The 20,433-nt window shown below is 68.8% G+C and carries 18 protein-coding genes and 1 tRNA gene; 9 read left to right on the plus strand and 10 right to left on the minus strand.

Features of this window, described 5'->3' with window-relative positions:
- Window positions 1-82: 82 nt before the first annotated feature.
- The 3 genes from AC3WR5_RS20055 (at window position 83) to gorA (ending at window position 4,689) form a co-directional block, all read left to right on the plus strand.
- Entirely contained in the window at window positions 83-1,534 is a 1,452-nt protein-coding gene (locus AC3WR5_RS20055) for a carbohydrate-binding protein (RefSeq protein ID WP_492486588.1), read from the plus strand.
- A 78-nt stretch (window positions 1,535-1,612) separates the two neighbouring features.
- Window positions 1,613-3,181: a PAS domain-containing sensor histidine kinase gene (locus AC3WR5_RS20060; RefSeq protein ID WP_492486590.1), complete on the plus strand. Its 1,569-nt coding sequence runs from the start codon at window positions 1,613-1,615 to the stop codon at window positions 3,179-3,181.
- Window positions 3,182-3,339: 158 nt separating this feature from the next.
- Window positions 3,340-4,689 (plus strand): glutathione-disulfide reductase, encoded by a 1,350-nt coding sequence (gene gorA / locus AC3WR5_RS20065; protein ID WP_492486592.1) that lies wholly within the window; start codon window positions 3,340-3,342, stop codon window positions 4,687-4,689.
- 126 nt (window positions 4,690-4,815) lie between these two features.
- Here the strand turns inward: gorA and AC3WR5_RS20070 are convergent, their stop codons facing one another.
- From AC3WR5_RS20070 to AC3WR5_RS20080, 3 genes are all read right to left on the minus strand, one after another.
- The gene (locus AC3WR5_RS20070; RefSeq protein ID WP_492486594.1) at window positions 4,816-5,445 is read right to left on the minus strand and encodes an isochorismatase family protein; all 630 of its coding nucleotides are present in this window, start codon (window positions 5,443-5,445) and stop codon (window positions 4,816-4,818) included.
- A 174-nt stretch (window positions 5,446-5,619) separates the two neighbouring features.
- On the minus strand, window positions 5,620-6,141 hold the full coding sequence (locus AC3WR5_RS20075) for a hypothetical protein (protein ID WP_492486596.1): 522 nt from the start codon (window positions 6,139-6,141) through the stop codon (window positions 5,620-5,622).
- Window positions 6,142-6,614: 473 nt separating this feature from the next.
- Window positions 6,615-6,690, minus strand: a tRNA-Arg gene (locus AC3WR5_RS20080).
- A gap of 280 nt (window positions 6,691-6,970) precedes the next feature.
- Here AC3WR5_RS20080 and AC3WR5_RS20085 point away from each other — a divergent pair.
- Window positions 6,971-7,561 (plus strand): c-type cytochrome, encoded by a 591-nt coding sequence (locus AC3WR5_RS20085; RefSeq protein WP_231009989.1) that lies wholly within the window; start codon window positions 6,971-6,973, stop codon window positions 7,559-7,561.
- A 63-nt stretch (window positions 7,562-7,624) separates the two neighbouring features.
- Here the strand turns inward: AC3WR5_RS20085 and AC3WR5_RS20090 are convergent, their stop codons facing one another.
- Genes AC3WR5_RS20090 through AC3WR5_RS20110 form a run of 5 tightly spaced genes read right to left on the minus strand, consistent with a single transcriptional unit; the run spans window position 7,625 to window position 11,180 of the window.
- A complete protein-coding gene (locus AC3WR5_RS20090) occupies window positions 7,625-8,173 on the minus strand; it encodes a DUF2946 family protein (protein WP_492486598.1) in 549 nt (182 codons plus the stop codon).
- A complete protein-coding gene (locus tag AC3WR5_RS20095) occupies window positions 8,166-9,170 on the minus strand; it encodes a YheT family hydrolase (protein ID WP_492486600.1) in 1,005 nt (334 codons plus the stop codon). Before AC3WR5_RS20095 ends, AC3WR5_RS20090 begins: the two co-directional genes overlap by 8 nt.
- Window positions 9,171-9,196: 26 nt before the next feature.
- Window positions 9,197-9,643 carry a YybH family protein gene (locus AC3WR5_RS20100; RefSeq protein ID WP_141290927.1) on the minus strand — a complete coding sequence of 149 codons (447 nt, stop codon included), beginning with the start codon at window positions 9,641-9,643 and terminating at the stop codon, window positions 9,197-9,199.
- A 33-nt stretch (window positions 9,644-9,676) separates the two neighbouring features.
- A complete protein-coding gene (purU, locus tag AC3WR5_RS20105; protein WP_492486602.1) occupies window positions 9,677-10,561 on the minus strand; it encodes a formyltetrahydrofolate deformylase in 885 nt (294 codons plus the stop codon).
- 43 nt (window positions 10,562-10,604) lie between these two features.
- Complete coding sequence (locus tag AC3WR5_RS20110; RefSeq protein ID WP_141290925.1) at window positions 10,605-11,180, minus strand: GNAT family N-acetyltransferase; 576 nt, start codon at window positions 11,178-11,180, stop codon at window positions 10,605-10,607.
- A 108-nt stretch (window positions 11,181-11,288) separates the two neighbouring features.
- Between AC3WR5_RS20110 and AC3WR5_RS20115 the strand changes: the two genes are divergently transcribed.
- The 4 genes from AC3WR5_RS20115 (at window position 11,289) to AC3WR5_RS20130 (ending at window position 15,413) form a co-directional block, all read left to right on the plus strand.
- Window positions 11,289-11,882, plus strand: coding sequence for an ANTAR domain-containing response regulator (locus AC3WR5_RS20115; RefSeq protein WP_492486604.1), 594 nt, complete (start codon window positions 11,289-11,291; stop codon window positions 11,880-11,882).
- A 437-nt stretch (window positions 11,883-12,319) separates the two neighbouring features.
- Window positions 12,320-13,636, plus strand: a complete 1,317-nt coding sequence (locus tag AC3WR5_RS20120) for a CmpA/NrtA family ABC transporter substrate-binding protein (protein ID WP_141290080.1) — start codon at window positions 12,320-12,322, stop codon at window positions 13,634-13,636.
- Window positions 13,637-13,691: 55 nt separating this feature from the next.
- On the plus strand, window positions 13,692-14,594 hold the full coding sequence (gene ntrB, locus AC3WR5_RS20125; protein WP_492486606.1) for a nitrate ABC transporter permease: 903 nt from the start codon (window positions 13,692-13,694) through the stop codon (window positions 14,592-14,594).
- An 18-nt stretch (window positions 14,595-14,612) separates the two neighbouring features.
- Window positions 14,613-15,413, plus strand: a complete 801-nt coding sequence (locus AC3WR5_RS20130) for an ABC transporter ATP-binding protein (protein WP_492486608.1) — start codon at window positions 14,613-14,615, stop codon at window positions 15,411-15,413.
- Here the strand turns inward: AC3WR5_RS20130 and AC3WR5_RS20135 are convergent, their stop codons facing one another.
- Entirely contained in the window at window positions 15,414-16,730 is a 1,317-nt protein-coding gene (locus tag AC3WR5_RS20135; protein ID WP_492486610.1) for a type IV pili methyl-accepting chemotaxis transducer N-terminal domain-containing protein, read from the minus strand. It abuts the gene before it with no gap.
- Window positions 16,731-17,249: 519 nt separating this feature from the next.
- Here AC3WR5_RS20135 and AC3WR5_RS20140 point away from each other — a divergent pair.
- Window positions 17,250-18,515 carry an MFS transporter gene (locus AC3WR5_RS20140; protein WP_492486611.1) on the plus strand — a complete coding sequence of 422 codons (1,266 nt, stop codon included), beginning with the start codon at window positions 17,250-17,252 and terminating at the stop codon, window positions 18,513-18,515.
- An 85-nt stretch (window positions 18,516-18,600) separates the two neighbouring features.
- Here the strand turns inward: AC3WR5_RS20140 and AC3WR5_RS20145 are convergent, their stop codons facing one another.
- Entirely contained in the window at window positions 18,601-20,349 is a 1,749-nt protein-coding gene (locus AC3WR5_RS20145; protein WP_492486612.1) for a bifunctional protein-serine/threonine kinase/phosphatase, read from the minus strand.
- Window positions 20,350-20,433: the final 84 nt, after the last annotated feature.

Here is a 20,433-nt window from a genome sequence, read left to right on the forward strand (position 1 = left end):
GCATCGCGTCGCCCTTGCCTCATTGCTGTTTTCATCCACCATCTGCTCATCAGGCGGGGCCTTCTTCAAGGAGATCACCGCCATGTCGATTCCCGCTTTCACCCCAGCGCGCGCCCGGCTGGACTGGCTGGCCGCGCTGTCGGCCGTCGTCGCCGCCACCGTGCCGCTGGGCAGTTCGGCCGCCACGCCACTGAAGCAGCCCGTCACGGCGCAGGCCGTCGCCGCCTGCCAGGCCTGGGCCGCCAGCACCGTCTACGTGGCGGGCGACACGGCCACGCGCAACGGCAGCTCGTACAAGGCCAACTGGTGGACCCAGGGCGACGACCCGGCCACGCACAACGGCGGCGCCGGCAGCGGCCAACCCTGGACGCAGATCGCCAGTTGCACCGGCACGCCGCCCCCGCCGCCCCCTCCGCCGCCAGCCCCCGCACCTTGTGCGGCCTGGAGCGGCACGGTGACCTATGCCAAGGACGCACTCGTCACCGAAAACGCCGTGGGCTACCAGGCGCTGGCGCAGACGCTGAACCAGGAGCCGGCCACGCACAACGGCAGCGCCGGCAGCGGCCAGCCGTGGACCAAGACCACGGCCTGCGACGCGCCAGCGCCGACCGCGCTGGTCTTCGGTTCGTACAAGGACATCACGGTCAACCTGAACTGGAACACCAACGAACTCTCGACCCAGGTCACCGGCTCGCTGCAGCCGGTGCTCAGCGTGCTGCCGGCCAGGCAGCACTCGGCCACCTGGGCGTTTGCCACCGGCGAATGTGGGGCCGAGAACTGGGCCGGTGTGACACCTGCGGCACTGGTCTCGGCGAACGTCTCGAAGTGGGTCGCGGCAGGCCGCAAGTACATCATCTCGACCGGCGGCGCGGCCGGCAGCTTCAGCTGCGGCTCTGACGCCGGCTTCGAGAAATTCCTCGCCACCTACGCCTCCAGCAGCTTCCAGGGCGTGGACTTCGACATCGAGGCCGGCCAGAGCCAGGAGGTGATCAACAACCTGGTGGCGCGTGTGAAGACCGCGCAGGCCAAGCACCCGACACTGCGCTTCAGCTTCACGCTGGCCACGCTGGGCGGCAGCAACACGGCGCAAAGCCTGGGCGACGCCGGTGTGCGCACGATGAACGCGATCAAGGCCGCCGGGCTGAGCAAGTACATCGTCAACCTGATGACCATGGACTACGGCAGCACCAATGCCAACAACTGCGTGATCGGCAGCAACGGCTTGTGCGACATGGGCAAGTCGGCCGTGGCCGCGGCCACCAGCCTGCACAGCTACTGGGGCGTGCCGTACAGCCAGATCGAGATCACGCCGATGATCGGCGGCAACGACACCCAGGACGAGACCTTCACGCTGGCCGACGTGGACACCGTCGCCAACTTCGCGCTGGCCAACAAGCTGGCCGGCGTGCACTTCTGGTCACTGGACCGGGACGTGGATTGCGCACCCGGCTGGGCCTCGCCGGTCTGCAACAGCTACGGCCAGGCCGGCACCTGGGGCTTCACCAACCGCTTCGCGCTGAAACTGGGGCAGTGAGACCGGCGGCGATGGCTATCATCGCCTCTGGCCCGGCCGGAAGCAGCCTGCTTCCGCGGCCGGCCAGAGGTGACACCGATGGACCATCCCGCCAGCCCCCTGCCCGCCATGTCGGTCGAACAACGGTACCGGCTGCTGGTCGAGGCCGTGACCGACTATGCGATCTACCTGCTGGACGCGACCGGCCATGTGTCGAGCTGGAATGCCGGCGCGCAGCGTTTCAAGGGCTATGCCGAGGGCGAGATCCTGGGCTCGCATTTCTCACGCTTCTATGTGGACGAAGACCGGCAGAACGGCCTGCCGGCGCGGACCCTGGACACCGCGGCACGCGAAGGCCGCTTCGAAGGCGAAGGCTGGCGCCAGCGCAAGGACGGCACGCGCTTCTGGGCCCACGTGGTGGTGGATTCGATCCGCGACGCGCAGGGCCAGTTGCTGGGCTTTGCGAAAGTCACCCGCGACCTGACCGAGCGGCGCGAAACCCAGCAGGCACTGGAGCGCGCCCGCGAGTCCCTGCTGCAGGCGCAAAAGGTCGAGGCCATCGGCCAGCTGACGGGGGGCGTGGCGCACGACTTCAACAACCTGCTGATGGTCATCGTCAGCAGCATGGAACTGATCCGCCGCCGCACCGGTGACGACGCCAGGCTGCAATCGCTGGTCAGCACCGCCTTGAGCGCGGCCAGGCGTGGCGCCTCGCTGACCCAGCGCATGCTGGCCTTCGCCCGCCGCCAGGAGCTGAACCCGGTGACGGTGGACGCGCTGGCACTGGTGCTGGGCATGCGCGAGCTGCTGCGCCAGTCGCTGGGCCCTTCGGTGCGCTTGCAGCTGCCCACCGGGCAGGCGCCGCTGCACGTGCAGGTCGACGAAAGCCAACTGGAGCTGGCGCTGCTGAACCTGGCCGTGAACGCGCGGGACGCGATGCCCGATGGCGGCAGCCTGACCATCAGCGTCCAGCCGAGCGTGATCAAGCCCATGCCGGGCGCGGCCAGCCAACCCCTGCCCGCGGGCGCCTACGTCTGCATCAGCTTGCGCGACACCGGCCAGGGCATGGACGAGGCCACACTGGCACGCGCCACCGAGCCGTTTTTCACCACCAAGGGCCCGGGCAAGGGCACCGGGCTGGGCCTGTCGATGATCGAAGGCCTGGCCTTGCAGCTGGGTGGCCGCTTCGTGCTGCGCAGCCAGCCCGGCGTGGGCACCACGGCAGAGCTGTGGCTGCCCGCAGCCAGCGCAGCCAGCGCCTTGCCCAAGGCAGGCGCCGAGCAGGTCACGCCGACCGGCCAGGGTCTGCAGATCCTGGTGGTGGACGACGACGAGCTGGTGCTCAGCAGCACGCTAGCAATGCTGGAAGAACTCGGCCACCGCGCGCTTGGCGCCGCCTCGGCCAGCGAGGCGCTGCAGCTGCTGCGCAGCGAGCCCGGTGTCCAGCTACTGCTGACCGACCACGCGATGCCCCAGGTCACAGGCGCCGAGCTGATCGCCATCGCCCGCCGCGAATTCCCCGCCCTGCCCGCCATCCTCGCCAGCGGCTTCGCCGAACTCGCCATCGGCCAGTCCCCGGTCACCGCCCACAGGCTGGTCAAGCCCTTCGGGCTGGAGACCCTGGAAACCGCCATCGCCCGGGCCATGATGCCCAGCCCCCACCCCTGAGCCGCCGCCGAAGACGATGGCCGAATAAATGGGGTCAGACTCCATTTTCGAATAAATGGGGTCAGACTCCATTTTTGATGGCGGGCGCTGCAGCATGCGACTGAGCGCTTAAGCTCGCCCAAGCTTCTCCACTTCTGCCACTGGCCACGGGATTCGACATGGGCAACAGCTTCGACCACGACTTGTTCGTCATAGGCGCCGGCTCGGGCGGCGTGCGGGCCGCGCGCGTGGCGGCCGGACATGGCGCCAAGGTGGCGGTCACCGAGGAGTTCCGGGTGGGCGGCACCTGCGTGATCCGCGGCTGCGTGCCCAAGAAGCTGCTGGTCTACGGCGCGCATTTCGCCGAAGACCTGCAGGACGCGCGCCGCTTCGGCTGGGACGTGCCCGAATGCGGCTTCGACTGGCCCGCGCTGCGCGACAACGTGCAGGCCGAGGTGGCGCGCCTGAGCGGCCTGTACCGGCAGACGCTGGACAGCCACCAAGTCACCGTGCTGAGCGAACGCGCCACCGTGACCGGCCCACACGAGGTGTTGCTGGCCAGCGGCCGGCGGGTCACGGCCAAGGTCATCCTGGTGGCGACCGGCGCCTCGCCGGTGCTGCCGGCCATCGAAGGCGCGCAACTGGGCATCACCTCCAACGAGGTATTCCACATCGAGCAGTTGCCGCGGCGACTGGTGATTGCCGGCGGCGGCTACATCGCCAACGAATTCGCCAGCATCTTCCATGCGTTTGGCGTGCAGGTCACGCTGGTCAACCGCACCTCGCAGATCCTGCGCGGCTACGACGAATCCATCCGCGACCGGCTGCAGCAGATCAGCCTGGCCAAGGGCATCCAGTTCCGCTTCAACGCCGAGCTGGCGCGCGTCGAGAAGATCGGCGACGGCAGCCTGCGCCTGCACATCACCGGCGAAGACCCGCTGGCCTGCGACGCGCTGCTGTTCGCCATCGGCCGCAAGCCCAACACCGAAGGGCTGGGACTGACCGAGGCCGGCGTAGCGCTGGACGACCAGGGAGCCGTCAAGGTGGACGAATACAGCCGCTCCAGCGTGGAGAGCATTTATGCGGTGGGCGACGTGACCAACCGGGTGCAACTGACGCCAGTGGCCATCCGCGAAGGCCAGGCCTTTGCCGACACCGTCTTCGGCGGCAAGCCGCGCACGGTGGACCACAGCTGCATCCCGTCCGCCGTGTTCAGCGCACCGCCGATGGCCGGCGTGGGCCTGACAGAAGCGCAGGCGCGCAAGCGCTACGGCGACATCAAGGTCTACACCTCGGACTTCCGCGCGATGAAAAACGTGCTGGCCAACCGCCACGAACGCGCGCTGTACAAGATGGTGGTGGACGCCGCGACCGACAAGGTCGTTGGCCTGCACATGATCGGCCCGGACGCACCGGAGATCCTGCAGGCCGCCGCCGTGGCCGTGAAAGCCGGCCTGACCAAGCAGGACTTCGACGACACCGTGGCGCTGCACCCGAGCATGGCCGAGGAACTGGTGCTGATGCGCTGAGGCGGCGGACGAAAGGAGCCCACGATGACGGCAATGGTCTGCGGGGCCTCGGCGCCCTTGCCGAGAATGCGGGGCACCTCGTCGACCCGGAACCCGCAGCCATGCGCGCGGGCGGCACGACAGGGTTCACGGCTTGGGCAGCATGTCACGCGCGTAGTTGAGTCCGATCCCGTAGCCGCCACCATTGCCCTCGACGATGGCTCGCGCTGCGTCGTAGGTGCCGCGCCGCGTCCAGTCCCGCTGCAACTCCAGCAGCACCTGCAGCCAGCTGGTCATGCGGGCGCCGGCCTGCGCCATCCGCCGTAGGGCCATCTCGTGCCCGGTGTCGGTCAGGCCGGCACAGGTGTCGGCTACCACGTAGGCGTTCAAGCCTTCCTGCTGGACACACAGCACAGGCAGCGAAATGCACGCTTCGGTGAGCATGCCGGAGAACAGCAGGTTCTTCCGGCCAGACTTCAGGATCGCTTCCCGTACCGCGTCGTCCTCCCAGACGTTCATGTTCCGCCGATCCAGGACCGGATGCTCGGGCAGCAGGGCCCGCAGCGCAGGAAGCAGCGGCCCGCTGTAGACCTTGGTCGCCGAGGTGCTGACGATGATGGGCAGGTCAAAGGCCAGGGCCGTCCGAACCAGGGCCATCGTGTTGTTCAACAGCACTTGCCGGTCCATCGACTGAGCGCCAAAGGCCAGGCCGGCCTGGTGGTCGATCAGGACCAGTGCGCAGTTGTCGGGTGTGAGCAGGGTGTCGGGGAGTTTCATCGTGATTCCGGGATTCGACTGTGAAATGACCTGACGCGCCCGCATCGGGCGCGGTCAGCACTCTCGAACGATCCGCGATTTCACGGCCGCGCACATCTTCCAGATAGGCTAGACCAGGACGTCCCGGATTGGGCTTCGCGCGGCGAGCCCCGCCCAAGCATCGGGCTCGGTGGACTACGGGCACACCCTCACCGGCGCCGTCCTGACGCCATGCGTTGCCTGCATCGCCGAAGGCACTTCGACGCGGCGCGCCATCGAGCGGCGGGTCGTGCCGTCGGGCAGACGCTCGACCTTGAGGCACAGCTCCGGGTCCATGCCCATCGCAATGCGCTCCTCGAAAGTCGGCACCGGCGTATTGCTGCGCGGGTCCAGCACACCGGGATTGGCGAAGGATTCGCGCAGCACCTCGCGGCCGGGCGTGAGCACCAGCGCACCCGGCGCGGCACTGGACGCCGGCACAGGCACACCGACCTCCGCGCCATCCAGGCCGACATGCCCTGGCAAGGCCGCGGCCCGCGGCGAACCCACCTGGGACTCGGTGATCGGCCCGGTCGATCCGACGGGCGCCGGCTCGACCGCGGCGCCAGGGCCTGGCGAAGGCACGGTGAAGCTTCGCGGCACCGGTGGCGCAGGCACCACGCTGCGCTCTGCCTGCCGGCGCACGCTGCGCAGCACCGGGTCAGGCAGCAGGTGCATCCAAGTGACGACGGGCGATTCATCCGCGCGCGGCAATATCAGCTTTGTTTGCCAGCCCGTGAACACGAGCGCCCCGTGAACGAATACCACCACCCCGACAGCAATGGCACGTCGCCCTGCCGGTGCGGCACGAAGGTCCAGCTTCAACCGGTTTGCCCGCGAAGCCCGGCGCGCAAGCACGTCGGAAGCGGTAAGGGCAGGGGTCTCATGGCACGCGAAAGGCAACATCAAACCCACGATGCTAAAAGCCACGCACTGTGGACTTTCATGCGCCAACGTCAGCGTGGGTAAAGATCTGGTGGGGGCAGCCGAAATCCAGCATCGCCACCCGTGACTGCATTCGCAGCGTGGCTTGCTACGCATTCGGGCCGGCAGATCGGGCAACAGTTTGACCACAAGTTCGAGCGTGCCTTCACAGGCTGGGCTTCGAAATTCGGCGCTTCCTCGGTGATTCCCCAGTGATGCTTCACTGGTGGTGCGCCCGGCTGGGATCGAACCAGCAACCCCTGGCTTCGGAGGCCAGTACTCTATCCATTGAGCTACGGGCGCCACGGAGAGGAACGCGGATTCTAGCAGGGCTGCGACGGCTGCTCTCTCCCTGCAAGGCCGGCCGCACGCCAGCGCGGTGGCGGACTTGATCCATGTCTAGCGCAGGTGACGGGGGCGGCGCACGGGGTGCATACCCCGCCCCGTCCCGGTGGACCCGCTGGCTATACTCGCACGCTTGAGCGGCCAGGGCGCCCGTGCACTGGCCGTCGGCCTGGGGTTTCAGCGATGCTGAACGCCGCGGGATTGCGATAGATCAAACACCAAGCGAGACGAGGACCTCATGAGCGACGCTCACGTTGAAGCACACGGCGCCCCGCACGACAGCGCGCATGACGGGCCACATGAAGGGCCGATCAAGACGCCCAAGCAGCTTGTGGTGACAGTTGTCGCCTCCTTCCTGGTGCCCATCCTGGTGATCATCATGCTGATCAACTTCGTTGCCTTCGGCAACAAGGAAGCGGCAGGCACCGACGCGCTGGCGCCGGAAGCGGTCGCGGCGCGCATCCTGCCGGTCGGCTCGGTGGAGGTTCGCGCGGCAGGTGCCGCGTCGGCCCGTACCGGCGAGCAGGTGTTCCAGGGCCAGTGCTCGGCCTGCCATGCCAGCGGTGCGCTGGGGGCGCCGAAGTTCGGCGACGAGGCCGCCTGGGGCCCTCGCATCAAGACCGGCTTCGAGGCGCTGTGGCAGTCTGCGCTGAAGGGCAAGGGCAGCATGCCGCCACAAGGTGGCGGCGATGCTTCCGACTACGAGATCGCGCGTGCGGTGGTCTACATGGCCAACAAGGGTGGCGCGAAGTTCGACGAGCCGAAGCCGCCGGCCGATGCTGCCAGCGGTGCCGCAGCCCCGGCAGCCGCCGGTGCCGCCAGCCAATAAGGCGCTCGGCCCCCTGCGAGAAGCCGCCCGCGAGGCGGCTTTTTGCTGCCCGCCCGGTTCGCCTCAGGCAGCGTGCGCCGGCTGGGCCGCCGCGGGGCTGCGCACATAGCCGAACTGCGCGGCCAGCGCCTCGGCGCTGCTGTCCTGCGGCTGCCAGCGGCCGGCTTCGACTTCTTCGGCGGCCAGGTCCATGTCCAGGCTGTGCACCAGGCCCAGGCCGATGTCGGTTGCCAGGTAGAGCCGGCCGGCCTCGTCCAGCCAGCAGGCCGAAGCGCTGGCCGCCAGGCCGGTGTGCGACTGCACGCGCAGCGCGCCATCGTCGCCGCGCTGCAGGCGCCAGACCCAGGGTGCAGCCTCCAGTTCCACGTAGACCCGCTGCGGGCCGTTCTGGAAGAACCAGCAGCCGTGTTCGTCGGCCTCGTAGTTGCGGGCGATGAACTCGCGCAGCTTGTCGTGCAGGATGCGGCTGCCCTTGGGGTGCGGGAACGGGCCCGCCGCCTGGCAGCGGTCGTCGCGCATGTACCAGTCGCCGCGCGCGTCCAGCGCCAGCCAGTTGTAGCAATGCGGCACGTTAGGCCACTTGGCCAGTGCGGCGCGCACGATGTCATCCATGTTCGGGCTCCTTTGGCGTGTCGACCGACGCCAGGTGCTGGCCCAGCCAGCCGGCCACCGCGCGTGGCATGGTCTGCAGGTGGCCAGGAAAGCGCCCGGACGGGAAGCCGACGTGGCCGCCATGGCCGGGCTGCCACAGCGTGACCATGGCCCCGGTGTCCCTGGCCTGCGGCAAGCTGTGTGCCGGCACAAACGGGTCGTTGCGCGCGTTCAGCGCCAGCGTGGGCACGCGGATGGCTGGCAGGTGCGGCTTGGCCGAGGCGCGGCGCCAGTAGTCGTCGGTGTCGCGAAAACCGTGCAGCGGCGCGGTGAACAGGTTGTCGAACTCGTACAGGTCGCGCGCGGCCAGCATGCGCTGGCGGTCGAACAGGCCCGGGTGCTGGCGCAGCTTGGCCAGCGCCTTGGGCTTCATGCTGCGCAGGAACATGCGGGTGTAGACCTGCCGGTTGAAACCTTTGCCGATGGCGTGGCCGGAAGCCGTCAGGTCCAGCGGCGAGCAGACCGCCGCCAGCGCGCTGGCCACAGGACGCGCCGCATGGCCGACCTCGCCGGCCCAGCGCAGCAGCGCGTTCCCGCCCAGCGACACGCCCACCGCCAGCAACGGCCGCTCAGCCCGCTCGCGCAGCCGGCCGAGGATCCAGCCGATCTCCTCGAAGTCCCCCGAATGGTAGGCCCGCGGCGCCAGGTTCAGCTCGCCGGAGCAGCCACGGAAATGCGGCACCGCGTAGGACCAGCCGCGCTCGGCAGCCACTTCGGCAAAGGCCTGGGCATAGGTGCTGGAAGACGAGCCTTCCAGGCCGTGGAACAGCACCAGCCAGGGCGCCTGCGGGTCGGGTGCGGCGCACAGGTCCACGTCGACAAAGTCGCCGTCCGGCGTGGCCCAGCGCTCGCGCGTGAAGCGCGGCGGCGGGCCGAGCACGGGCCTGGCGTAGAGCGCCGGCCAGATGGTCTGCAGATGTCCACCAGGCAGCCAGCGCGGCGCGTGGAAGGCCTGCATGGTCAGACCCGCTCCGTCCCGTCCACTCAGTGCAGCACCGCCGGGGTTTCGATGACCTCCACAGGCTCGTGCGGCGTGCCTGGGCTGGCGTGGTGGGCCACCAGGCGCCAGCCCAGCGTGGTCTTGATGAAGACGTTGGTCGCGCTGACCCAGCCGGTGCGCTTGCCTTCGGCGGTCACCAGCTCCAGCCGTTCGTTGACGCTGTGCACCGCGGCCGAGAGGGTGTGCACGCGCCGCACGTTTTCCGGTTGTACGACGATGGGGCCGTTGCTGAACAAGGCCTCGAAGGCCGCCCGCACCGCCGCGGCGCCGACCATGCGCGGTCCGCCCGGATGCACGCAGATGACCTCTTCCTCCTCGGCCCAGACGGCCATCAGCTTGGCCAGGTCGGCCTCGCGCAAGGCTTCGTAGAACTGGTTCTCGACCTCGTCCGGCGAGGCCAGCAAGGCGGCTGCCTGGGCTTTGGTGGGCATTGGGTCGTCTCCTGTGAGCTGGCGGCGCCCGGCTTAGCGGAACACCACGGTCTTGTGGCCGTTGATCAGCACCCGGCGCTCGACGTGCCAGCGCACCGCGCGTGCCAGCACCACGCATTCGACGTCGCGGCCGACGGCGGTCAGGTCCTCGGCCGACAACGAGTGGTCCACGCGGGCCACGTCCTGCTCGATGATGGGGCCTTCGTCCAGGTCCGGCGTCACATAGTGCGCCGTCGCGCCGATCAGCTTGACGCCGCGCGCGTGGGCCTGGAAATACGGCTTCGCGCCCTTGAAGCTGGGCAGGAAGCTGTGGTGGATGTTGATCGCCCTGCCCCGCAGCCGCTCGCAGAACTCGGGCGAGAGGATCTGCATGTAGCGCGCCAGCACCACCAGGTCGACCTGCTCGGCTTCGATCAGCGCCTCGATGCGCTGCTCCTGCGCGCGCTTGGTCGCCGGATCCGAGCCGCCGACCAGCGGCAGGTGGTGGAACGGCAGGCCGTAGCTCGCGGCCAGAGATTCGAAGGTGGTGTGGTTGGAGACGATGGCCGGGATGTCCACCGGCAGCTGGCCGCTTTTCCAGCGGAACAGCAGGTCGTTCAGGCAGTGGCCGTGCTGGCTGACCATCAGCAGCACGCGCGGCTTGCGGTCCACCGCGTCAATGCGGGCGTCCATGCCGAACTGCTCGCGCACATGGGCGAACAGGCGCTCCAGCGTGGCCACGTCGGCCAGTTGGGCGGGCGCCTCGAAATGCACGCGCATGAAGAACAGGCCGGTGGCGTCTTCGCCCGACACATCGCCGAACTGCTGGGAATCGAGGATGTTGCAGCCGGCCTGGTACAGCAGGCCGGACACGTTGTGCACGATGCCCTTGGTGTCGCGGCAGGCCAGCGTGAGGATGAATTCGTCGGGTCGGGACATCCTCATATTGTAAGGAGGGCCTGCTTCTACCCGGAAGGCGCGGTCAGCCCGCGAGCCTTGCACCCAGCTTGGCGTCCCAGTCCTCGCGCAGCAGGCTGAACAGCAGCAGGTCGCGGTGCGCACCCTGCCAGAAGCCGGCCTGGCGCATGCGCCCTTCGCGCTGGAAGCCCAGGCGCAGCAACAGGCCCAGCGAGGCCTGGTTGGCCGGGTGCACCTGCGCCTCGACGCGGTTCAGCGCCCAGTGCTCGAAGCCCCAGCCCAGCACCGCCTGCAGCGCCTCGCGCATCAGGCCCTGGCCTTGCGCGGCAGGTGCCAGCTCGTAGCCCAGGCCGCAGCTGCGCCAGCCGCGGTTCCAGCGGAACAGGCCGCAGCTGCCGAGCAACTGGTCGTCAGACAACTGCTGCAGGCCCCAGCGGATGCCGGGCTGCCTGGCCTCGCGGCTGGTGCGAAAACCCTCGATGACCTGCTCGGCCTCGGCCAGCTCGGTCAGCGGATCGGTGCCAAACCAACGCATCGCATCGGCATTGCGGTGGATCTCGAAAAAGGCCGGGGCATCGGCCGGCTGCAACTCTCGCAGCCGCAGGCGCGGCGTCTGGAGCGTGGGGAAATCAGGACTCATCGTGACATGTTAGGCGGCATGGCCTTCCCGTCTTGTCACCGCACAGGTGCATTCCTTGCATGCTGCAACAGCGTGGGCAAGCCCGAACTCCGTCTGGCCGTCATCACGATGGCCACCAGCATCCCGGACCTCGCCGATGAGGAAGGTTGGGACGAAGCCCTGCGCCTGCGCGCGCTGATCCGCGGGCTGGAGCTGGGCGGCTACCGCATTGCCGGGCTGCTGGGCGCCGATGCACACCTGCCCGAGAAACTCGCCGCGCTGGCGCCGGATGTGCTGATCGTCGACGCCGAATCCGGCGCGCGCGATGCGATCGAGCACGTGGTCTGGGCCAGCCGCGACGCGCCGCGGCCCATCGTGCTGTTCACCGAGGAGCATGACCCGACGCATGTGCGCGAGGCGCTGGCGGCCGGCGTGGTGGCCTACGTGGTGGCCGGGCTGGCGCCCGAGCGCGTGCGGCCGGTGATCGACGTGGCCATCGCCCGCTTCGAGCACGAGCAGCAGCTGCGCACCGAGCTGGCAGCCGCCAAGGGCCAGCTGGCCGAGCGCGAGATCGTCAACCGCGCCAAGGCCTTGCTGATGCAGCGCCATGGCCTGGAGGAACCGCAGGCCTACGCGCGCCTGCGCAAGACGGCGATGAACCAGGGCCAGACGATTGCCGAGATCTCGCGCCGGCTGCTGGAGCTGGCCGACCTGTTTTCCTGAGCACCCCCAGACCTGTCGCTTCGCGCCAGGCCCCCCGAGGGGGTCAAGGAAACTTGGGGCGGCCCGGCGTTTCCTTGAGAACCGGCCCGCCGATTTGCTCGGCTTTGGTGCAGGCAATTGGTGCAGCGCACGCTGCTGGGCCGCCGTTCTTGGTGCGGAATTCAAAAGGTACCTGTGTGCAGGGCTTCGCTCACCGGGCAAGACGACCTGAAGCCTGGCTGGCACATCGCTTGCATGTAGACATGCGCCGCTCAACGACGAGTGGCAATGATCAAGTTGTAGAAACCGAGAGGACCGAAGCCAACAGGGGCTAGGTTTCCTGGACAAAGGCGTCCGACCGGCATGGCTTAGCAGCCCTGTCGTCGGGCGCTTTTTTTTCGCCTGTCGGTTTCACCATCTGTTCTGCCTGTTGTCCGCCTGCTGAAGGAATTGCCCGCATGTACCCCGCCGAGCGCACCCCGGAACCCCGCCCCGAACACCCGCTGCTGAACCACCACAGCCTGGAAGCCGCCCAGCCCGAGCTGTCGCGCCGCAAGGTGCTGCAGGCCGCCTCGGCTGCCGCCATTGGCGCCATGGGCGTGGGGGCCGGCAGCCTGCCGGGCGGCGCCTGGGCCGCGGGTTCGGACAAGCCGGAGAAGGAGGAAGTGAAGATCGGCTTCATTCCGCTGACCGACTGCGCCAGCATCGTGATGGCCTCGGTGCTGGGCTTCGACAAGAAGTACGGCGTGAAGATCATCCCCAGCAAGGAAGCCAGCTGGGCCGGCGTGCGCGACAAGCTGGTCAACGGCGAACTGGACATGGCCCACGTGCTCTACGGCCTGGTCTACGGCGTGCACCTGGGCGAAACCGGCCCGAAGAAGGACATGGCCGTGCTGATGACGCTGAACAACAACGGCCAGGCCATCAGCCTGTCCAAGAAGCTGGCCGACGCCGGCGCGGTGGACGGCCCCAGCCTGGCCAAGGTGATGGCCAAGGACAAGCGCGAATACACCTTTGCGCAGACCTTCCCCACCGGCACCCACGCGATGTGGCTGTACTACTGGCTGGCCTCGGCGGGCATCAACCCGATGAAAGACGCCAAGGTCATCACCGTGCCGCCGCCGCAGATGGTGGCCAACATGCGCGTGGGCAACATGGACGGCTTCTGCGTGGGCGAGCCGTGGAACCACCGCGCCATCATCGACGGCATCGGCGTCACCGCCAACACCACGCAGGACATCTGGAAGGACCATCCGGAGAAGGTGCTGGGCACCACGGCGGATTTCGTCAAGAAGTACCCCAATACCGCGCGCGCCGTGGTCATGGCGGTGCTGGAGGCCAGCCGCTGGATCGATGCCAGCCTGTCCAACAAGAACAAGATGGCCGACACCATTGCCGACAAGTCCTACGTCAACACCAGCGTGGACGCGATCAACCAGCGCATCCTCGGCCGCTACCAGAACGGCCTGGGCAAGACCTGGGACGACCCGAACTACATGAAATTCTTCAGCGACGGCGCGGTGAACTTCCCGTACCTGTCCGACGGCATGTGGTTCCTGACCCAGCACAAGCGCTGGGGCCTGCTGAAGGAGCACCCGGACTACCTGGCCACCGCCAAGCAGATCAACCAGATCGAGCTCTACAAGCAGGCCGCCTCGGCGCTGAACATCAGCGTGCCCAAGGACCCGCTGCGCAGTTCCAAGCTGATGGACGGCGTGGTCTGGGATGGCAAGGACCCGAAGAAGTACGCCGACAGCTTCGCCGTGCGCGCCTGAGCCCGTCCCGCGCCGCCAGCCCCCGCCCGCTCCACCCGCACCCCAGGAGATCACCATGGTCAGTGCCGTTTTCCACAGCCCTCTGAGCAGCAGTGCGACCGCACCGGTCGCGCCGACTGACGCCGCCGCCAAGGCAGCGCCCGCCACCCTCCCCGGCCACCCGGCACCGCGGCGACAACGCCTGTCCATCGACTGGCGGGCCGTCTGGCTGCGGGTGCTGCCGCCGGTGCTGGGCCTCGGGTTGATGATCGGCATCTGGGCGCTGCTGACCATCAAGTCGACCACCTTCCCGACGCCGCTGCAGACCTGGGATTCGGCCGTGCAGCTGTTCGCCGACCCGTTCTACCGCAAGGGGCCGAACGATCAGGGCATTGGCTGGAACATCCTGTTCTCGCTGGAGCGCGTGGCCGTGGGCTTCGGGCTGGCAGCCGCGGTGGGCATTCCGCTGGGCTTCATCATCGGCCGCTTCGAGTTCATCAACCGCATGGTCTCGCCGCTGATCAGCCTGCTCAAGCCCGTCTCACCGCTGGCCTGGCTGCCCATCGGCCTGCTGGTCTTCAAGAGCGCCAACCCGGCGGCGATCTGGACCATCTTCATCTGCTCGATCTGGCCGATGGTGGTCAACACGGCAGTCGGCGTGCAGCGCGTGCCGCAGGACTACCTCAATGTGGCCAAGGTGCTGAACCTGTCCGAATGGAAGGTCATCACCAGGATCCTGTTCCCCTCGGTGCTGCCCTACATGCTGACCGGCGTGCGCCTGTCGGTGGGCACGGCCTGGCTGGTGATCGTCGCGGCCGAGATGCTGACCGGCGGCGTGGGCATCGGCTTCTGGGTCTGGGACGAGTGGAACAACCTGAACGTGCAGCACATCATCATCGCGATCTTCGTGATCGGCATCGTGGGTTTGCTGCTCGAACAGTTCCTGATGCTGCTTGCCAAGCGCTTTTCATACGACTGAACCCGAAGGATCACGATCATGAAACCGTTCATCGAAGTCCAGTCCGCCGAAGTCACGTTCCAGACGCGCAAGGGCCCGTTCCAGGCGCTGCGCGACATCGACCTGGCGATCCACAAGGGTGAGTTCGTCACCTTGATCGGCCACTCGGGCTGCGGCAAGTCCACGCTGCTGAACCTGATCGCCGGCCTGCTGAAGGCCACGCAAGGCGTGCTGATCTGCGACGGCAAGGAGATCAACGCGCCCGGCCCGGAGCGCGCCGTCGTGTTCCAGAACCATTCGCTGCTGCCGTGGCTGACCTGTTTCGAAAACGTCTACCTCGCGGTGGAACGGGTTTTCGGCGGCGCCGAGCCCAAGGCCAAGCTGAAGCTTCGCACCGACGCGGCGCTGGAACTGGTGGGCATGGCGCACGCCACGCACAAGCGGCCACACGAGATCTCCGGCGGCATGAAGCAGCGCGTGGGCATTGCCCGTGCGCTGGCGATGGAACCCAAGGTGCTGCTGATGGACGAGCCGTTCGGCGCGCTGGACGCACTCACGCGCGCCAAGCTGCAGGACGAGCTGCTGAAGATCGTGGCCCGCACCAAGAGCACCGTGGTGATGGTCACGCACGACGTGGACGAGGCGGTGCTGCTGTCGGACCGCATCGTGATGATGACCAACGGCCCGTCGGCCACCATTGGCGAGATCCTGCCGGTCACGCTGGACCGCCCGCGCGACCGCGTGGCGCTGGCCGAAGACCCGACCTATGTGCATGCCCGCAAGGCGGTGATCGACTTCCTCTACACGCGCCATGCCCATGTCGAGAAGCTGGCCGCGTGATCAGCCCATGATCACCTGCAGGCTGCGTTCATAACTGGCGGTCAGGCGATCGAAGATGTCCAGCAAGGCTTCACTCGATCGCGCCAACGCGCTGCGGCCCTCGGCACTGCCGGGGCCACGCAGGCCGCGCAGCAGACGCAGCCATTCGTCACGCGCCTGCACCAGCGCCTCGCGGATCTCCGGGCTGCTCAGCGGCGCCTGCTCCAGCTCGCGCAGCGTGGCCTCGAAGCCGTCCATCAGCGGGGTCAGCGTGTCCAGCCGCGCCGGCTCGGCCAGCAGCTCGGCCAGCAAGGCATCCTTGGCCAGCCGCTGCACCCGCATGCGCTGGCGGCCGCAGAGGTTGACGATGTGCAGCGCGCTGCGGGCGCCGCCGGCTTCGAGCTGCGCAGCCAGCGCCTCGGCGGCGGCCAGCAGCGCGTCGGCACAGGCGTCGGCGTGCTGCAGCACGGCGGGAGAGAGCCGAACCGAAAGGGCCTGCTGCAACCTGCCCCAGCTCAGCTGCACCGCCTGCAGCCCAGCGTCCACCGGCGGCCCGGCCAGTGCAGGCAGGCTGGCCAGGTGCAGCAGGTTCTCCATCGCCCGCTCGGCCGATGCGTCCTGCAGCGCCCGCGAGCGCCGCGCGTCCACGCCTGCCAGCCGCTGCGCCGCCAGCTTCACCAGCCGCTGCGACAGCATGCGCAGCTGGCCGGCGCGGTTGATGGCCTCGGCCCAGCGCGCCGCCTCGGTGACCGAGCGCGAGACCTCGCCCACGCGCAAATTGGCATGCATGGCCGCGCCGCGCAGCAGCCGGAAGGCCTCGTCCTCGCCCATGCCACGCGCGCTCATCAGCACGCCCTTGGCGCGGTCCACCCACTTGCGCTCATCGAGCTGGCCGCGGGCGCGCTGCAGTTCCTCGTGCAAGGCGCACTCGCGTTGCCAGCGCGCACGGTCCAGCGCCAGCGCGGCTGCGGCACTTGCCGCGTCCAGTTCGGCCGGCCACCAGCCGTTCAGGCCTTGGGCCAGCAGCTCGGCGAGCAGGGCCGGCGCTGGCGGCGTGCCCAGCAAGGTCAGCGGACATGGCAGGGGCGCGACATGGGCATCCAAGGCGTCCCGCAGGGCTTGCGCCGACATCAGTGCCAGCACGTGCGCGGGTGCCGAGCTTGGTGCACCCGCACCGAGTTGCGGCACCCAATCGGGGCTTTCAGCCACGTCAATCGGCGCCGCGCCAGCATCCCGCAAGGCCTGGCGCCAGCCGTTCGGCAAGGCCGACGCGGCGTCTGCGGCATGCGATGCCGAGCCTGCCGAAACAGCGCGGATCACGAGGGTGGGAGCGGTCATGACGGCAATTCTTTCACGCCCTTCGGCGGGTCCGCGAGGGCGGTGTGTGTTGGCGCCGATTCGGCACAAATTGGCAGCGCTTCGCAAGAGGTGCCGCAATGGGCACGGCACTTGCATGAGAAACGCCCACAAGCGGTGTAACGACGCATCGCCGATTCAAGTGCACCAGGCCGGTGAGCCGGGCCATGCCGTTCCGCATGGCACTGCGGTTCTGCCGTTTAGCCAGTCTGCGCTGTTGCCTGCCCCGCGCTGCGCCCATGCGGCGCCATGGGCCACGCTCAACACCGCGCACCGCATCCTTCCCGCACTGGCCCTGCCAGCTGCTTCCGAGCGCCCCGCCGCGCCGGCCCCGCACCCTCTCTTTCCGCCGCCATCGCCGGGCCCTGACCGCCGTTCGCTGGCGACCTCCGCCTGAACCGCCGACAGGCCCGTGACACCGGGCCCGAAGCCCCGCTGCCCCGCTGTCCCGCTCATTTCGTCCACCGCCAGCCCTTCAACCCACCAGCCAGCCCCAACGCCATGTCCAGCTTCAAGAGCTTCCTGCGCGCAGGCCATGCGCCCACGCTGTTCGCCGCGTTCTTCTACCTGACGTTCTCCTTCGTCATCTGGGTGGTGAACGGCGCCATGGCGCCGTTCATCAGCGAGGAGTTCCACCTCACGGCGGCCCAGAAGGGCACCATGCTGGCCATTCCCATCATGGCCGGCGCGCTGATGCGCTTCCCGCTGGGCCTGTTGGCCCAGTACGTGGGCAGGAAGACCGCCACCCTGGTCGAGCTGGTCCTGATCGCCGGCGCGATGTCCTTCGGCTACTTCTTCGTGCACAGCTACAACGACATGCTGAAGATGGCGCTGCTGCTGGGCGTGGCCGGCGCCAGCTTCGGCGTGGCGATGTCGCTGGGCTCGGGCTGGTTCCCGCCGCGCTACAAGGGCCTGGCGATGGGTCTGGTGGGCGCCGGCAACGTGGGCACGGCCATCGCTGCCCTGGCCGCCCCGCCGCTTGCGCAGAAGTTCGGCTGGCAGACCGTGTATGGCCTGGCCGCGCTGGCCTCGCTGGTGCCGATGGCGGTGGTGGCCTTCCTGGCCAAGGAGCCGCCGGACCGCGACGAGCACGCCAACCTGCGCGCTCACCTGGCCTGCCTGTTGGAAAAGGACGGCTGGGTCTTCAGCCTGATCTACGTCGTGACCTTCGGCGGCTTCATCGGCATCACCACCTTCCTGCCCACCTACTATTACGACCAGTTCGGCGTGAGCAAGGTGCAGGCGGGACAGCTGACGATGCTGGCGGCGCTGATGGGCTCGGTGGTGCGCATCTTCGGCGGCTGGATCTCCGACCATTGGGGTGGCGTCAACACGCTGACGGTGGTGCTGGTGGTGACGGCGTTTGCGCTGGTCGGCGTGGGCCTGTCGTCCAGCTCCATCGTGCTGACCACGCTGCTGCTGATCGTCTGCTTCGCCGCTTTGGGCGCCGGCAATGGCGCGCTGTTCCAGCTGGTGCCGCTGCGCTGGCCAACGTCCACCGCGGTGGCCGGCTCGATGATCGGCGAGATCGGCGCGCTGGGCGGCGGCACGGTGCCGGCGCTGATGGGCCAGGTCAAGCAGCAGACCGGCAGCTTCTTCATCGGTTTCGTGGTGCTGGCGGTGTTCTCGCTGCTGATGCTGGCGGTGATGCGCAAGATGCAGCTGCGCTGGACCCGCACCTGGGCGGAGAAAGGTGGTCGCGCCCGGGTGCATGCCGAGTCGTCTCCGGCCGTGGCCAGCAAGCCCGGCTTGCGCCGCGTCGGCTGATGGCCCTCACCGCTCGCGCATCATGACCGCCCTCAGCTCTGTCCGTCGCAACGCCGTGCAAGCTTGCAGCGCCGTGGCGCGCGCCTCATCTGGGCAAGAACAAAAGCCAGAACACCAGCAGGAAGTTCAGCAGCAGCGACAGGCCCAGCGCCAGCTTGAGCAGTGCCGCCGGATCGCGCTGCATCAGCGGCGTGGCAGCCGGTGCGCTGACCGGGCGCGCAGCACCGCGCTGCAAGGCCAGCAGCAGCTCGTCGGCGGTCTCGAAGCGCTGCGCGGCGTCGCGCGCCACGGCCTTGGCCAGCAGGTGGTCCAGCCAGATCGGTACGTCGGGTCGCAGGCGGCTTGCGGGCTGCGGGTCGCGCCGGTAGCCGCCGGTCTGCCAGGGCTCGACCTCCCCGTAGGGCAGGCGGCCGGTGAGCCATTGGTACAGCGTCACGCCCAGCGCAAACAGGTCGCTGCCGGCATCGGCCACACCGCCCTGCCACTGCTCGGGGTTCATGTAGCTGGGCGTGCCGGCATGCAGCTCGCGCTGCGCGGCGCTTTCGCGGCCGCTGACGGCCACGCCCAGGTCCAGCAGCCGCCACTGGCCGTCGTCGCCCAGGTGCAGGTTGCCGGGCTTCACGTCGCGGTGGATCACGCCCTGGCGGTGCAGCCGCGACAGGATCTCGGCCCAGGCCTGCGCGGCGGCGAGCAGCTCGCTCACGCCAGGCCGCTGTCCAGCCTCCATGCGCTGGGCCAGCGTGCGACCGCTGTGCCACTCGAAGACGGTGTAGAGCGCGCTGGCGTCGGCACCGCGCGGCAACACGCGCACAAAACCCGGTTCGCCCCGGTCGCTGACGCGCTGGCCCAGCCAGGCCTCGTGGGCCAGCATCGCGCGCTCTTCCGGGTCGCTGGCGCGGCTGGGGTGCAGCGTCTTCAGCGCCACCAGCCGGCCCTGCCGGTCACGCGCCTGGTAGATCAGGTGCACGCCGGTGTCTGCCACGCGGGCGGTGACCTGGTAACCGTCCAGCCCATCGCCCACCTGCAGCACACCGGGCACGGGCAGGCGCTTGGCATCGGCCCACTCGTCGTGCAGCTGGCGCGCGTCCAGCCCGGTGACACGCAGCACCAGCGCGGTCAGGTTGTCGCGGCTGCCGGCGTCGCGCGCGGCCTGCACCATCGCATCGGCCGCGGTCTGCGCGTCGGCGTCCACAGCCAGGCCCAGCAGCGCGGCAATGCGCGCCGGCTTGAGGACACCATGCACACCGTCACTGGTCAGCAGGAAGCAGTCGCCCATGTGCACGTCGCCCTGCGCGAAGTCGATGCGCACCGCGTCGTCCAGTCCCACGGCGCGGGTCAGCCGGCTGCGCTGGTCCGGGTGGTCGAAGGCATGGTCGTGGCTGAGCTGGGTCAGCTCGCCGGCTTCGGGCGCGCCTTCGACCTCGCTGCCGCGGCGCAGCAGCCAGGCCCGCGTGTCGCCCACATGGGCCAGCGTCCAGGTCTGGCCGTGCAACGCCAGCGCGGTCAGCGTGGTCAGCGCAGTTTCTTCGCTGCCGCGGCCATTGCGGCGCCGGTTGTGGCCGGCCAGCCAGGCGTTCTGTGCGCTGACCAGCCGGTCCAGCACGACGCTGGTTTCCCAGGTCGCGGGCGCGGCGAAGAAGTCCGACAGCAGGCCCATCACTGTGGTCTGCGCGGCCTCGCGGCCCAGGCCGCCGGCGGACACGCCATCTGCCACCGCGGCGATCAGCCCGCGCGCCGCCTCGTGCGGCTGGGCGCGCACGGCACCGGCGAAATCCTCGTTCAGCGGGCGGGCGCCACGCTCGCTGCAACAGCCGATGTCAACTTCAAAGCTCATGCCGGGATTGTCAACGGCCTCACCGGCCGGTGCTGAGCACCCGAATACCGTTTCCGTCCTCTCTCCTACCGATTCAACGCCCCG

It is taken from the genome of Ideonella sp. FW305-24, assembly GCF_058788035.1.

Coding starts and splice junctions, on each gene's coding strand:
- AC3WR5_RS20055 (WP_492486588.1), top strand. CDS start 83: ATGTCGATTCCCGCTTTCACCCCAGCGCGCGCCCGGCTGGACTGGCTG.
- AC3WR5_RS20060 (WP_492486590.1), top strand. CDS start 1,613: ATGGACCATCCCGCCAGCCCCCTGCCCGCCATGTCGGTCGAACAACGG.
- gorA (WP_492486592.1), top strand. CDS start 3,340: ATGGGCAACAGCTTCGACCACGACTTGTTCGTCATAGGCGCCGGCTCG.
- AC3WR5_RS20070 (WP_492486594.1), bottom strand. CDS start 5,445: ATGAAACTCCCCGACACCCTGCTCACACCCGACAACTGCGCACTGGTC.
- AC3WR5_RS20075 (WP_492486596.1), bottom strand. CDS start 6,141: ATGCACCTGCTGCCTGACCCGGTGCTGCGCAGCGTGCGCCGGCAGGCA.
- AC3WR5_RS20085 (WP_231009989.1), top strand. CDS start 6,971: ATGAGCGACGCTCACGTTGAAGCACACGGCGCCCCGCACGACAGCGCG.
- AC3WR5_RS20090 (WP_492486598.1), bottom strand. CDS start 8,173: ATGGATGACATCGTGCGCGCCGCACTGGCCAAGTGGCCTAACGTGCCG.
- AC3WR5_RS20095 (WP_492486600.1), bottom strand. CDS start 9,170: ATGCAGGCCTTCCACGCGCCGCGCTGGCTGCCTGGTGGACATCTGCAG.
- AC3WR5_RS20100 (WP_141290927.1), bottom strand. CDS start 9,643: ATGCCCACCAAAGCCCAGGCAGCCGCCTTGCTGGCCTCGCCGGACGAG.
- purU (WP_492486602.1), bottom strand. CDS start 10,561: ATGTCCCGACCCGACGAATTCATCCTCACGCTGGCCTGCCGCGACACC.
- AC3WR5_RS20110 (WP_141290925.1), bottom strand. CDS start 11,180: ATGAGTCCTGATTTCCCCACGCTCCAGACGCCGCGCCTGCGGCTGCGA.
- AC3WR5_RS20115 (WP_492486604.1), top strand. CDS start 11,289: ATGGCCACCAGCATCCCGGACCTCGCCGATGAGGAAGGTTGGGACGAA.
- AC3WR5_RS20120 (WP_141290080.1), top strand. CDS start 12,320: ATGTACCCCGCCGAGCGCACCCCGGAACCCCGCCCCGAACACCCGCTG.
- ntrB (WP_492486606.1), top strand. CDS start 13,692: ATGGTCAGTGCCGTTTTCCACAGCCCTCTGAGCAGCAGTGCGACCGCA.
- AC3WR5_RS20130 (WP_492486608.1), top strand. CDS start 14,613: ATGAAACCGTTCATCGAAGTCCAGTCCGCCGAAGTCACGTTCCAGACG.
- AC3WR5_RS20135 (WP_492486610.1), bottom strand. CDS start 16,730: ATGACCGCTCCCACCCTCGTGATCCGCGCTGTTTCGGCAGGCTCGGCA.
- AC3WR5_RS20140 (WP_492486611.1), top strand. CDS start 17,250: ATGTCCAGCTTCAAGAGCTTCCTGCGCGCAGGCCATGCGCCCACGCTG.
- AC3WR5_RS20145 (WP_492486612.1), bottom strand. CDS start 20,349: ATGAGCTTTGAAGTTGACATCGGCTGTTGCAGCGAGCGTGGCGCCCGC.